Below are 12,985 nucleotides of genomic sequence, written 5' to 3'. Positions count from 1 at the left end.
TATATAATTTAGCTTAAGCTTTAGTATATTTCTTATGCTTCTAAAACATCCTCATCACCGTCAGAAGGATATTTCATCGTTACATTGTCATTGTCAGGTTTTGTAACATTATCCTTAATAGGAGTTGTGATCTGATCCTGAAGAGATGTAGTAATCTGATCTGCCAATACAGAAGTAATACCTCCTCCTTTTACTGTTTCAGGGTCTTTAACCTGTTTTTCTAAGAATGACGCAAAAAATGGCTTCTTTTTTGAATTTTTGTTTTCCATAAGTTAATATTTTTATTGTTTTTTGAAAATCCAAAGTACAAAAAATTCAAATCATGGAGAAATAATATTACGTTTTAATAAAAATTTAACATAACATCACAATTCAAAGAATAAAATTAATTCAAACCAAGAAACTCCTTAACTACATTTGCAAAATCGACAGGATTTTCCGCTTGTACCCAATGTCCTGCATTTTTTACCGTCACTATTTTAGCTTTAGGGAATTGCTGCTTGATTCCGAATTCGTCCTGCGGAAGGATATAATTGGATTTTGCCCCGGCTATAAACAAGGTTTCACCTTCAAAAACACCGAATTTAATCGCATTGGAAACAAATTCAGTATATTTTTCAGATAATGTCTTAAGATTGAATCTCCAACCTAGTTTTTTATTGTCATCCCAATACAGATTTTTCGTCAAAAACTGTACAGTAGATCTTTCCGGAATATATTGGTTCAAAACAGCTTCCACTTCATTTCTTGAAGATACTGTATCGAAGTCAACGGTTTCCAGAGCTTTGATAATTCCCTGATGATGCGGTGGATATGCTTTTGGTGAAATATCTACAACAATCAGTTTTTCAACACGTTCAGGATATTTTATGGCAAACTGCATCACTGCTTTTCCGCCTAAAGAATGCCCTAAAACATGTGCTTTCTGAATGCCATAATGATCCATATAACGGGCAATATCATCTGCAAGGTCATCATGAGACATGCTGTCTGAATGAAAGCTTCTTCCATGGTTTCTAAGATCGATCAGGTGTACCGGAAGATATTCTCCCAGATCTTTTCCGAAACTTCCCCAGTTGTCAAGCATTCCGAACAATCCGTGAAATACAAGAAGTGGCGTATTGTTTACATTTTCGCCGAATATTTTTGAATTTAAAATTTCCATATTTTTAGAAGTTAGATGTGAGAAATCAGAAGTTAGATAAATCATGCATAATCTGTTTATGCTATTTTTAATATAATTGAAGTTGTACTAACTTCTAATCTCTAACTTCTGGTTTCTTATATTTTACCATTTTGCCAGTCTCTTCAGATAAGCCTGAACTGTATTTTCCAATCCCATATAAAGTGCTTCTGAAACCAAAGCATGACCAATCGATACTTCCAACAGATTCGGAATAGTATCTGCAAAGTATTTCAGATTTTCTAAGCTCAGATCATGACCTGCATTGATTCCCAATCCGAAATTGGTAGCTTCAACTGCTGTATCATAATAAGGTTTTATGGCCTGTTCTTTATTGATAAGATAATTTTTTGCGTAAGCTTCTGTATATAATTCTATTCTGTCTGCTCCTGTTTTTGCTGCATATTCTACAAGCTCAGGTAAAGGATCCAGGAAAACAGAAGTACGGATTCCTGCTTTTTTAAATTCTGCAATAATCTCTGTAAGATAATCAAGATGTTTTTTTGTATCCCAGCCTGCATTGGATGTAATAGCATCATCAGCATCCGGTACCAGCGTTACCTGTTCAGGCTTCACTTCCAATACCATATCAATAAAATCCTGATGAGGATTTCCTTCAATATTAAACTCAGTCGTAACCAACGGCTTCAGATCATAGACATCTTTCCTTGTGATATGCCTTTCATCAGGTCTTGGATGGATGGTAATTCCCTGTCCTCCGAATTCCTGAATTTTTACAGCAGCTTCTGTAACACTTGGGGTTTCACCTCCTCTTGCATTTCTTAACGTCGCAATTTTATTAATGTTTACGCTTAGTTTTGTCATTGTTATTTTAGATGTTAGATATGAGATGTGAGAAGCCAGAGGCTTGGGGCTGGAAGTAAATCCAGGCTTTGTACTTCTATTGGTACTTCTCCATTCATGATCATTTAAAAATTTTATTTAAAATTTATAGAAAAGGGGTAAAACTTCCAGCTTCCCTCCTCTGTCTTCCAGCTTTTACACTTTCACGCTTACCTGCATTACCTGAAGTTCAAATTCTTTTGAAGCCACCAATAAATGGTCAAAAATATCTGCCTGTATCTGCTCAAAGCGTTCCCATTTGGAATCATTGGCAAAACAGTATACTTCAAGGGGTAATCCTTGTGGGGTAATCTCCAGCTGACGAACCATTCGGGTTCCGTTTTTATCTATATCAGGATCATTTTCAATATATTTCTGTGCATAATATCTGAAAACCCCGATATTGGTAAGCTGCCTTCCATTCACAACTTTATCTTTATGCTCCAGACTTTCCTTTTCTTTTTTGATCTCTGATGCTCTTTCTTCCAGATAATCTGAAATAAGGTTAATTTCCTTTAAGCGCTCCACATCTTCATCAGTCAGAAACTTAAAAGAATTGATGTTAAAGTAAATTGATTTTTTTATTCTTCGGGTATTAGATTCAGACATCACCTGCATATTCTTGATCTCTGTAGTCATCAGATCGTAAGTAGGAATCGTGGAAACTGTTTTATCAAAATTGGTGATTTTGGTAGTCAGAAGATTGATTTCTGTAATATTTCCTTCGATGCTGTATTTGGGAATGCTCACCCAATCCCCTACTTTTAAATTTTTAGAAGTAGCTACATGCAGACCTGTTACAAATCCTAAAATGGTATCCCTGAAAACCAATACCAGAACAGCTGTAATCGCCCCCAGACTTCCTACAATAGTTGTTCCCTTGATTCCGAAAATCACACAAAGTCCTACTACAGTAAATATAAAAAGGCCTAAAATTTTTACGGTTTCTGAAATAGCATTGAGTGCCATTATTTTATAGAAATCCTGTTTGATACTGAAATAATTTCTGAAAGCAGTCAACGATCTGTACAGCATTCCTGCCAATATCAATACCAGCCCAAGATTGATACATCTTATGATAAAAATGGTGGTCTTCGGCAGTGCATTTTCCGGAAATATGGAACCCTGAATACCAGCCACAGCAATCAAAGCTGCAAAATGAGCTACAGAATTGGTGATTTTCGACTGATAAACAGATTTTAAAATGGGAAATTTCTGTTCATTATGAAATAACCTGAACACAGAATTGATAATGAACTTAAAAACAAAATCAGTAATAAAAAACAGGACAAGAAGTAAGCTCAGTTTTACAATAATATGAAATACCCAATCCAGCCCGGAGGGTGATATCTGGGTAATATAAATGTAAAGCCGTTCGCTCAGCTCCTGTATAAAGTTTTTGGTTTCTTGTAACTGGTCATTCATTACAGCAAATTTATGAAATTAAGAATCATCATTTTACTATTCATAATCAATTTTCATCCCAAAAAGTATTATCCGGAAAATTTCATATAAAAAAAATCCGTGAACTCAGATTTAAAATATCAAATCTTCTACAACACTTAATTATAAATGAAAAATTAACTACAAATAATCCATTTAAGTAAAAAATATTAAAATAAATTACAATTTAAGTGTTTTAATATTAAAAATTTATTAAATTTGGTTAAAACTAAACCCATCAAAATCAATTAAATATGAGACAAAATTACTTGTTCATCGTACTATGCAGCCTTGTGCTCTTAGTAAACTGTAAAGGAGGTGATGACTCAATGAGCCCAGAAGATTCCAAAAAAGTACCCACCGGAACTATAGAAGGTAAAGTATTTGCTAAAAACGGAACAAAACCCATTGGCGGTGCCACGGTATTTACTATTGATAGCAAAAATCAGGTCTATCACACTTATTCCAATACTGATGGTACATTCAGCCTTACTGCGCCTGAAGGAAATACAACCCTTCACATTCAGACCGGTAATGGTCTTAATTTCAGAACAGAGATTCCTGTTACGGTTAACAAGGATGAAACAACCACTGTTCCCACCAAAGATTCAAAGCTGAATCAGATTGCAAAAATAGCTTATGTAGAAGGCAGTTATGACGAAATAGAATCTATTATTACAAGTCTTGGGTATACGGCGACAGAAATCAGCTATCATGATTTAAAAAATTTCAACACCATTTCCCAGTATGATATTATTTTCCTGAACTGTGGTTCGCGTAATTTGACACAGACTGGAACTAATAATCCGGGTAACGATGTTTCTGTTTTCAATAATCTCTCTACTTTTATCACGAATGGCGGAAGCATTTACAGTTCAGACTGGGCAGCAGCGTATCTGGTAGGAGGAGATAAAAATGCTCCCTATTGCGGCGTTTATGGAGGATTTCTCGATCTTCCAAAAATTTGTTTTAATACCAATGGAAATGTCGCTATGTATAACAACTGTAGTGTTTCCAATACGGCTATGGCTTCAGCAATAGGATTTAATACATTAAATATTCAATATGATCAACCTTTGTGGCAAAAAATCCAGCATTATGATCCTTTGTTCTGGGAAGTATTGGTACAGAAAGATAATGAACCTCTGATGATAAGAACCAATAAGTATGTGGATACAACAGCTCCTAAGATCACAGTAGGAACATCTTTAAACAATAACCATATGACGATCTGCCATCATACAGCCAATGGAAATACTGTTACCATTACCATTAATCAGAATGCGTGGAATGCTCATCAGGCACACGGCGATTATCTGGGATCATGTTCAGGAACTACCAATAGCGGAAATATCTATTATACTACATTCCATAACCATGCAAGTGGAAATATCGGTAAAACAGGACCGATTCTGGAATACGTAATCTTAAATTTGTAATAAAATTTTATAACTCAGTTCTCAAAGTGGCTTTTTATAAGGCCACTTTTTTTATATTGCATGTATATTTTTTAAAAGAATGGATACAACGATTATTAATATTTTCTGCCTTATTCTATTATTTATTGGAATATTGGGAACTTTTCTTCCGGTATTGCCTGGTCTTTTGCTGAGTATCTGCGGACTGTTGATCTATAAATTCGGGACGGATGCTGATCTTTCCATGGTTTATATCTGGGCATTCGGAATTCTTACGCTTGCTTCTGTAGTGTTAAGTTATGTAATTCCGGCAAAGACCAACAGAAAATATGGAGGTACACGTTGGGGAAGTATTGGTTCTGTCATTGGAACTATTGTTGGGATATTTATTCCGATTCCATTAGGTTTTCTGATAGGAATGTTTGCAGGGGTATTTATTGGTGAATTACTTCACGACAGTAAGGATATGAATAAAGCCTTACGATCAACCAAAGGAGCATTGATTGGGTTTATTTATGGAACCGGATTCAGTTTTGTGGTAGGAGTGGCAATGTTTTTGGTAGTATTACTTAATATGTTTAACGTCATTTAATTAAATATAAGAAACTATGTTCCATAAAATTGTCATACTCAGTCTGGGAATATTTGCATTAACAGGATGCGATGCCCAAAAGAAATCCAGAATTAATACAAAAGCTACTGAAATGTCCACAGGTACAAAAACAACAAGCTCTGATCATCAGAAAGACGGTGTTATTTATCTGACTGAAGGAGAAAATAAGTTTTTACGAGAATATCAGATGAATGTGACATTCAAAGGAGTTTCTGAAGACAGCCGTTGTCCTGAAGGAGCTCAATGTATATGGGCGGGTGTTGCTCTTGCTCAGGTGGAGGTAATGGGAACTTCTACCCGACCGATGACTCTGAACCTTGCCAGTGCAGATTACCCGGCAAGAAATTATCATCAGTCGACAGAATTCAATGGATATACTATTACATTACAGGACATTGCTCCTTATCCAAAGTCGCAGGATGGAGCAAAAGCATTAGCCGGAAAATATAAAATCGGAATTACAATAAAAAAGGCAGACCAATCTACTGATTCTACCAGGAAATAGGCTTCTTCCCTTTGGAAACAAGATATTCATTAATTTTTGAGAAAGGCTTGCTTCCAAAAAAACCTCTGTACACAGAAAAAGGTGAAGGGTGTGCCGATTTAATAATAAAATGTTTAGCCGGATCTATGAGTTCGGCTTTTTTTTGTGCAAAAGCGCCCCATAAAACAAAAACCACATTCTCTTTTTTATCTGAAATTTCTTTAATGATAAAATTCGTGAACTTTTCCCAGCCAAGGTCTTTATGAGAGTTCGGCGTATGCGCACGAACCGTTAATGTAGCATTCAATAATAAAACGCCCTGTTTTCCCCAGTCATCAAGTTCTTTGGAAGTTCTTACTACTCCCAGATCATCCTTTAGCTCAATAAAAATATTTTTCAGGGACGGTGGTGCTGTAACCTGCTCAGAAACAGAGAAACACAAACCATTTGCCTGATAATCATTATGATAAGGATCCTGACCAATAATCACCACTTCAACATCATCAAAAGCTGTAAGTTCCAATGCTCTGAAAATCTGATTTTTTGGTGGAAAAACTTTGGTTGTTGCATATTCATTCTTCACTTTCTCCCAAAGGGTGGTAAAGTATTCCGTACTCTTTATCGGGGCTAAAATTTCTGTCCAGGTCATAGTGCAAAAATAATAATATTAAAATAAAATAAGAGCCTCCATTATACTTTAAATATCTTCACTTTTCTTTCAATCAGCATATACGAAAAATAGGACAGCAATAATGAAAAGGAGATTAATAACAGATTATTAAGATGATAAGAATTTACAATAACGAAATTCTGTTTCTTCACCATATAATGGATGATGTATAACGAGTAAGAAATATTTCCTAAAAAATACACCGCTTTAGTTTCTAAAAATGCTTTCAGATAATTTGACTTTCCTTCATACAGATATTTGATCATCAATGCTGATAATAAAGGGATAAACAAGAGCCCTTTTTCAATAAATAACATGAACACAAACAATAGGAGAATGATATAAAGGAACAGGTTTTCTTTCTTCATTTTAAATGGTGGCAGAAGGGCAATTCCAATTCCAAGAAAATAAGAAGAAATTGTTCTTAGCAGAGAAACGAGTCCGTAAGGCAGATCAAGATATCTTGGTGATTCCCCTACTTGCATCGGATGTTCAGAACCTATATATAAATGATCGGGAATATAAGGAAGTGCAAACCTCAAAACCAAACTGGCCATAATTAAAATTTCGCTGCGTATTTTATAATGCAGGACAAGCCAAAGCATAAAAGGGAATATTAAGTAACAAACCCATTCTGTACTGAGTGACCAATAGACCACATTCAGAAGGTAATCAGGACTGAAAAAACATTGTAATAAACTGGCATTAATCAAAAATCCTGCTACAGAAGTTTTCATTAAAAACAAGGCAATAAAAACAACTGATACAATATAGACCGGATAAATTCTGTTAATTCTCTTTTTATAAAAAACCTTTATTGATTTATAATTCAGATTTTTAAACTTATCAGAGTAAGAAACCGTCAGTAAGAAAGCACTCAGCACAAAAAAGATATCAACCGCTACATACCCCTTTCCTACTATATCCTGAATGAATTCATTCCTAAAAAAGCTAAAATGAAAAAACGCTACCCATAATGCAACAATCCCTCTAAGTCCCGTTAAAGATTTTATTTCATTTTTCATATGTAATTTCAATCGGTGATAAAGATAGAGAAAAACCTGTTAGATTTCTTACAGACGATCACCGGATAGCCTTTTCAAACTAAAAATAATATTATCAGGAAAGCCTTCATCTTTTTTTCCTTCCTGCAAAATAAAATGATGTTTTAAAAGAAGTCCTTTTGAGCTTTCATTGAATGTATTGGTAATGGCTACAATTTCCTGTAGATCGAGTTCGTTAAATCCATACTCTACAACCGCATTCAATGCTTCAGACATAATTCCCTTTCTGTGATACTCTGGTAACAGTTCATAGCCAATTTCTGCTGTTTTCCGGTCTTCAGAAAAATTCCAAAGACAGATGGTTCCGATAAGATGAGACTGATCTTTTAAAGAAATTCCCCAATAGACCGTTTGATTATTTTGAGTTCTTTGCTTAATCGTTAAAATAAACTGAAGCGCATCATAGTTGGTCTTTGGTGAAACTCTTTTCACAAATTTATTGACTTCCGGATTGCCTCGGATTTTTAAAATGTCTTCTGTATTATTTTCATTGATTCCTTTTAAAATCAATCTTGAGGTTTCTAGTTTCACATCTCAAATGTAATAAAAAGAATAGCATAAATTTATATAAATACAAAGGTTATTGTATTCTATTACTCATTTTGAGTAAGCAAAGAAATGTGACTAAATCGCTGATGAAGTGGAAGAATGACCGAATCGCTTAGAAAGAATCAATGTATTGAATCCACTCTTTGCTTCCTTCAAGGGATAAGGTTTAGTAATAAAAAACTTTGCGTGTAAAAAATTGATTTTTTTGAAGTTTAAAAATTTTCAATAAAAAAAGGAACTCCATAATCATCAAATTCACAGTTAATTTATTCTGTAAATCTCTCAGATATACGTAATAATCAAAATTCTCACTAAATTTGCACTGTGTATATAGATAAAGAAGATTTAGACGAATTAGAGTTTCCGCAATTGCTCGCGGAAATCTCCCCATTTGCGTATTCTCCGAAAACAAGAGAAAAAATTCTTCAACTTCGTCCCATGGAAATTGACGAGGCGGAACTTTCATTAAAAAAAACCTCAGAGTATCTGTCGAGTTTTGAAAGTTCAAATGCGATTCCGTTTGATGAATATGAAGATATTGAAAGTGAGCTGAAATTGATGCTGATTGAGAACTACCGTCTGGAAAATGCTGCTTTCATCAAAATAAAAACCATCACGGAACAGATCGGAAGACTTCAGAAATTCTTCCCTACCATGCCGGAAACATTTCCTACTTTATTGGAAGAAGTTTCTGTACTGGAATTCAGAAAAGAGATCATTGAGAAGGTAGATAAGGTTTTTAACCGTTTTGGTGAAGTGAAAAATGAAGCTTCTCCAGCTCTGAAAGGGATAAGAACTGAAATTCAGCTTGCTAAAAAAGCGATTCAGGAAAACTTCAACCGTGCGCTTACCACGTATGGACAAAGTGACTTTCTGGATGATATCCGGGAAACGATTATTGACGACCAAAGGGTTCTGGCTGTAAAATCAGGATTCAAAAAAAGGGTTGCCGGAAGAACATTAGGAATTTCCAAAACAGGTTCCATCACGTATATTCAGCCGGACAGTGTGGTAAAGCACTATTTCAAACTGCGTGAAAATGAAGAGGAAGAGAAAAAAGAAATTGATAAAGTTCTCCGTAAGCTTACTGCAGAACTGGCCGAATTTCAACCTCAGCTATGGAGATATCAGGTTTATATTTTTGACCTTGACCTTACGAGAGCTAAAGCAAAATTTGGTGAAGTGATCAACGGAGTTCTTCCTAAAATTAACCATCATAAAACGCTTAGATTAAAAGATGCTTATCATCCTCTTTTATGGTTAAGAAACAAAGTTGAAAACAAAACAATCCACCCTCAAACCCTAACTTTAACAGATCATAACAGGATTATCTGCATTTCCGGTCCGAATGCCGGTGGAAAATCAATTACCTTAAAAACAGTAGGATTACTGCAACTGATGATTCAGAGTGGTATTCTGGTTCCGGTTCATCCTAAGTCTGAAATGTTTTTCTTTGAGAAAATCATGACTGATATTGGGGACAACCAGTCCATTGAAAACCACTTATCCACCTATTCATCGAGGTTGAAGAAAATGTCCGGGATCATTCGTGAGGCTGATGCCAATACGCTTCTGCTTATTGATGAGTTCGGTACAGGTTCTGATCCGGAGCTTGGAGGTGCGCTGGCAGAAAGTTTCATGGAGTTTTTCTATGACAAAAAGAGTTTCGCTATCATTACGACGCACTATACCAATATTAAACTGGTGATAGAACAACTTCCCAACGCTCAGAATGCAGCCATGCTTTTCAATGAAGAAACATTGGAACCGATGTATAAGCTGGAAGTGGGACAGGCAGGAAGTTCATTTACTTTTGAAGTTGCGGAAAAGAATAAGATTCCAAGATTCATTATCCATTCTGCCAAGAAAAAAGTAGAACATGATATTGTTAATCTTGACAAAACGATTGTAAAACTGCAGCAGGAAAAATTTGAGGTTGAAAAACTGAAATCTGATCTTGCAGAAAGGAAAGAATCTGTAGAAGATAAACGTGATAACCTTCAGAAACTGAATGAGCAGCTTCAGCAGAAACTGTTCAATTTCCAGAAGTTGTACGAGGAGGAACACCGTAAACTACAGTTCGGGAATAAGATTGAAACATTCATCGACAGCTATACCAAAGGAAAATCCAGAAAGGATGTTGTAAAAGATTTTGTAAAGCTTCTTGAACAGGAGAAATTCAGAAAACTGGGCAGTGATAAGGATGAAACCAAACGTCTGCAGGTTGTTAAGAGAAAAATCACTCAACAGCTGAAAAAGGAAGATGTTATTGAAAAAATTGCTGAAACCAATGAAAAACTGGAAGAGAAACGTAAAACCGACCGTGCTGTGTGGATGAAAATCGGGCAGCGTGTTCGTATTACCGGAAGTACCAGTGTGGGAACCATTGAAAAAATTTCCAGAAACAAAGTGATTGTCAATTACGGAACTTTCAAGACTACGATTGATGCGGATGAACTTGAGAGAATTTAATAAATAAGAAATTAAATTAACGCAAATACAAAGAGAGAGCACCTAAAGGTACTCTCTCTTTTTTTATTTTTACTTCTTAATGAATTTTAACTGGTTTACTTTTTCTTTATCTTTCAGCTGAATAAAATAAACTCCTTTTGATAGATGATGAAGATCTACTTTATGATCTGAAACTTTCCCTTCATCAATTTTTTGTCCTACAGCATTGTAAATTTCATAATCTGCTGCTTCTGAAATTCCTGAAATATTTAAGACATCAGAGGCAGGGTTAGGATAAATTTCAGGTTTTACAGACTTTCCTGATTCTTCCACTCCAAGGGTGAGATTGATCAAATCTACTCCATAATCTTCAACTTCCCCATAGGTAAATGTACTACAAGCATCCACAGGCATTGTTTGACTGGAAATAACTCTCATGGTAACACCGCATAGTGTCACTGCTGCCAAACTTGGAATCGTAAACACAGACACTGCCGGAGCAGCCTGAGTGACATTATTGGCGATCATTACTCTTTCGCTCGATTCAAAAATTCCGTTGGCATTAAGATCTATCCATGCCGTTACTGTTGTTGTGCCTGGAGTTCCCGTCCACGTATTGGTTACTGAAAGTTTATTTCCTGTACTTCCTATAAAAAATTTAACTCTACGACTCAGATCACTTCTGTAATCTGTATAATTGGAAGGTCCGGAATCGCTTACCATTGGAGAGGTAACTCCTGTAGAATTTACGGTCACATTGGAAATATGCATCATCGTGATATCTGTAGAAGCACTTGCACAATAATTAATGGTAGTGGTAAAAAATATAGGATTAGACCATAATCCCTGTGTCATACATACTTTCACTACCTGTACTTCATACGTTGTACAAGGCTGCAAACCTGTAATTGTGAAAGAATTTTGTCCTGGGGCAACATCAGCAGCCATCCATGTAGTAGTTCCTGGTATTCTATATCTGATCCTGTTATTGGGTGTATTGGGATCTGCAGTCCAGGTAACTGTTCCCGTGGTAAGCGTTATATTCGACATCTGAATTCCTGTTGGAGCATTGGTATCACAATACAATAAAGATTGGGGTTCTTCTTCTATTTTGTGGGTTGCCTGAAGGCTTGAAATTCCCAATATAAAAGAGAATACAAAAAGTAGTTTTTTGGTCATGTTTATTAGTTTTAAAATTTCCTTGAAAAATAGGGTATTTTTTCAAATATAGCTTAGACTTTCTTCATATAGCATTGTATTTTTTAATATATTTGAGAATAAAGTGTAAAACACACAGAAACTTCATGCTTTTAATATATGTTCAAAAGTATTTCTACTCTCTGGATTTTTTATAAAAAAATAATAATTCCAACCTTGATATTTTCTTTATTAGCTTCTTGTTTATCCTCCTTCAGTATTGAGAATTTCGGATTGAGTTTTCTTTTGATTTCTCCTGTCCTTCATTATTTTATCTATGAACTCCGGTTTAAAAACGAATATTACTTTTATGCCAATTTAGGATTTTCCAGAAGTTTCCTTTGGGGATTCACGGTATCAGTCTGTGTGATTGTCAAAATAATAACAGGAATTTTATGAGTAAGCTTCATATTGACAGCATCACCAAGTCTTTTAACGATAATAATATCCTGCAGGATATTTATTTAGGATGTGAAACCGGACAGATTATTGGAATACTAGGCAGAAATGGTGTTGGAAAATCAACATTATTAAAAATTATTTTTGGAACCGTCAGTAGTGATACCCAGTTTATAAGATACAATGACAAAGTTCTGAAAAGCATTTCCGATAGAAAAAACATAATTGCTTACCTTCCACAGGATATTTTCTTGCCGAAATACAATACCGTTAAAAGCTTAATTCCTCTTTTTTGCAATAAGAAAAATACAGATCTTCTATTAACTTCAGACCTGATCCGTCCTTTTTTGTCAGAGAAACCTAAAAATCTTTCCAGAGGTGAGCAGAGAGTCATTGAAGCTTTAATGATTATTTATTCCGAAGCGGATTTTGTTTTACTGGATGAACCCTTCCATAGTCTTTCTCCTAAAATTTCTGCAGCATTGAAAGCAGCAATCATTGAACAGTCTGCGAATAAGGGATTCATTATTTCTGATCATAATTATCAGGAAGTTCTCGATATTTCAGACCGTATATATCTTCTGCGTGAAGGCTATCTGAAACAAATACAAGATTTAAAAGAACTGCAACGGTATAATTATCTTCCGAAAAGCATTTAATTTATATATTTG

The 12,985-nt window shown here is 35.1% G+C and carries 13 protein-coding genes; 5 read left to right on the top strand and 8 right to left on the bottom strand.

The window, feature by feature from the left end; genetic code table 11:
• Window positions 1-32 precede the first annotated feature (32 nt).
• From ACMA47_RS07895 to ACMA47_RS07880, 4 genes are all read right to left on the bottom strand, one after another.
• Window positions 33-269: a microviridin/marinostatin family tricyclic proteinase inhibitor gene (locus ACMA47_RS07895; RefSeq protein ID WP_034699857.1), complete on the bottom strand. Its 237-nt coding sequence runs from the start codon at window positions 267-269 to the stop codon at window positions 33-35.
• Window positions 270-385: 116 nt separating this feature from the next.
• On the bottom strand, window positions 386-1,165 hold the full coding sequence (locus ACMA47_RS07890; RefSeq protein WP_413929359.1) for an alpha/beta fold hydrolase: 780 nt from the start codon (window positions 1,163-1,165) through the stop codon (window positions 386-388).
• Window positions 1,166-1,288: 123 nt separating this feature from the next.
• Window positions 1,289-2,008 carry a pyridoxine 5'-phosphate synthase gene (locus tag ACMA47_RS07885; protein WP_062674459.1) on the bottom strand — a complete coding sequence of 240 codons (720 nt, stop codon included), beginning with the start codon at window positions 2,006-2,008 and terminating at the stop codon, window positions 1,289-1,291.
• A gap of 174 nt (window positions 2,009-2,182) precedes the next feature.
• Window positions 2,183-3,451, bottom strand: a complete 1,269-nt coding sequence (locus tag ACMA47_RS07880) for a mechanosensitive ion channel family protein (RefSeq protein WP_413929358.1) — start codon at window positions 3,449-3,451, stop codon at window positions 2,183-2,185.
• 272 nt (window positions 3,452-3,723) lie between these two features.
• Between ACMA47_RS07880 and ACMA47_RS07875 the strand changes: the two genes are divergently transcribed.
• The 3 genes from ACMA47_RS07875 to ACMA47_RS07865 all read left to right on the top strand — a co-directional run bounded on the left by ACMA47_RS07875 (window position 3,724) and on the right by ACMA47_RS07865 (window position 6,005).
• Entirely contained in the window at window positions 3,724-4,908 is a 1,185-nt protein-coding gene (locus tag ACMA47_RS07875) for a carboxypeptidase-like regulatory domain-containing protein (RefSeq protein ID WP_413929357.1), read from the top strand.
• 79 nt (window positions 4,909-4,987) lie between these two features.
• A complete protein-coding gene (locus tag ACMA47_RS07870) occupies window positions 4,988-5,479 on the top strand; it encodes a DUF456 domain-containing protein (protein WP_034699841.1) in 492 nt (163 codons plus the stop codon).
• A 16-nt stretch (window positions 5,480-5,495) separates the two neighbouring features.
• Window positions 5,496-6,005: a hypothetical protein gene (locus ACMA47_RS07865; protein ID WP_413929356.1), complete on the top strand. Its 510-nt coding sequence runs from the start codon at window positions 5,496-5,498 to the stop codon at window positions 6,003-6,005.
• On the opposite strand, the gene ACMA47_RS07860 is transcribed toward ACMA47_RS07865, so the two are convergent.
• Genes ACMA47_RS07860 through ACMA47_RS07850 form a run of 3 tightly spaced genes read right to left on the bottom strand, consistent with a single transcriptional unit; the run spans window position 5,992 to window position 8,249 of the window.
• Window positions 5,992-6,633, bottom strand: coding sequence for a uracil-DNA glycosylase (locus tag ACMA47_RS07860; protein ID WP_413929355.1), 642 nt, complete (start codon window positions 6,631-6,633; stop codon window positions 5,992-5,994). The two genes, ACMA47_RS07865 and ACMA47_RS07860, sit on opposite strands and share 14 nt — an antisense overlap.
• Window positions 6,634-6,674: 41 nt before the next feature.
• Window positions 6,675-7,679, bottom strand: coding sequence for an acyltransferase family protein (locus ACMA47_RS07855; RefSeq protein ID WP_413929354.1), 1,005 nt, complete (start codon window positions 7,677-7,679; stop codon window positions 6,675-6,677).
• A 48-nt stretch (window positions 7,680-7,727) separates the two neighbouring features.
• Window positions 7,728-8,249 carry a GNAT family N-acetyltransferase gene (locus ACMA47_RS07850; RefSeq protein WP_413929353.1) on the bottom strand — a complete coding sequence of 174 codons (522 nt, stop codon included), beginning with the start codon at window positions 8,247-8,249 and terminating at the stop codon, window positions 7,728-7,730.
• A 342-nt stretch (window positions 8,250-8,591) separates the two neighbouring features.
• Between ACMA47_RS07850 and ACMA47_RS07845 the strand changes: the two genes are divergently transcribed.
• Entirely contained in the window at window positions 8,592-10,739 is a 2,148-nt protein-coding gene (locus tag ACMA47_RS07845; protein ID WP_413929352.1) for an endonuclease MutS2, read from the top strand.
• A gap of 69 nt (window positions 10,740-10,808) precedes the next feature.
• Here ACMA47_RS07845 and ACMA47_RS07840 read toward each other — a convergent pair whose 3' ends face one another.
• Window positions 10,809-11,897 (bottom strand): GEVED domain-containing protein, encoded by a 1,089-nt coding sequence (locus tag ACMA47_RS07840; protein WP_413929351.1) that lies wholly within the window; start codon window positions 11,895-11,897, stop codon window positions 10,809-10,811.
• A gap of 413 nt (window positions 11,898-12,310) precedes the next feature.
• Between ACMA47_RS07840 and ACMA47_RS07835 the strand changes: the two genes are divergently transcribed.
• Window positions 12,311-12,973 carry an ATP-binding cassette domain-containing protein gene (locus ACMA47_RS07835; protein WP_413929350.1) on the top strand — a complete coding sequence of 221 codons (663 nt, stop codon included), beginning with the start codon at window positions 12,311-12,313 and terminating at the stop codon, window positions 12,971-12,973.
• Window positions 12,974-12,985 lie beyond the last annotated feature (12 nt).

It is taken from the genome of Chryseobacterium sp. T20 (assembly GCF_047345655.1).
In the GTDB taxonomy this organism is placed as follows: Bacteria; Bacteroidota; Bacteroidia; order Flavobacteriales; family Weeksellaceae; genus Chryseobacterium.
This window is presented reverse-complemented; position numbering and strand designations above follow the sequence as displayed.

Bases quoted from the DNA above. Each gene is read 5' to 3' on its own strand.
- ACMA47_RS07890 (WP_413929359.1), bottom strand. From the start codon at position 1,165: ATGGAAATTTTAAATTCAAAAATATTCGGCGAAAATGTAAACAATACG.
- ACMA47_RS07855 (WP_413929354.1), bottom strand. From the start codon at position 7,679: ATGAAAAATGAAATAAAATCTTTAACGGGACTTAGAGGGATTGTTGCA.
- ACMA47_RS07875 (WP_413929357.1), top strand. From the start codon at position 3,724: ATGAGACAAAATTACTTGTTCATCGTACTATGCAGCCTTGTGCTCTTA.
- ACMA47_RS07835 (WP_413929350.1), top strand. From the start codon at position 12,311: ATGAGTAAGCTTCATATTGACAGCATCACCAAGTCTTTTAACGATAAT.
- ACMA47_RS07870 (WP_034699841.1), top strand. From the start codon at position 4,988: ATGGATACAACGATTATTAATATTTTCTGCCTTATTCTATTATTTATT.
- ACMA47_RS07860 (WP_413929355.1), bottom strand. From the start codon at position 6,633: ATGACCTGGACAGAAATTTTAGCCCCGATAAAGAGTACGGAATACTTT.
- ACMA47_RS07840 (WP_413929351.1), bottom strand. From the start codon at position 11,897: ATGACCAAAAAACTACTTTTTGTATTCTCTTTTATATTGGGAATTTCA.
- ACMA47_RS07885 (WP_062674459.1), bottom strand. From the start codon at position 2,008: ATGACAAAACTAAGCGTAAACATTAATAAAATTGCGACGTTAAGAAAT.
- ACMA47_RS07880 (WP_413929358.1), bottom strand. From the start codon at position 3,451: ATGAATGACCAGTTACAAGAAACCAAAAACTTTATACAGGAGCTGAGC.
- ACMA47_RS07895 (WP_034699857.1), bottom strand. From the start codon at position 269: ATGGAAAACAAAAATTCAAAAAAGAAGCCATTTTTTGCGTCATTCTTA.
- ACMA47_RS07865 (WP_413929356.1), top strand. From the start codon at position 5,496: ATGTTCCATAAAATTGTCATACTCAGTCTGGGAATATTTGCATTAACA.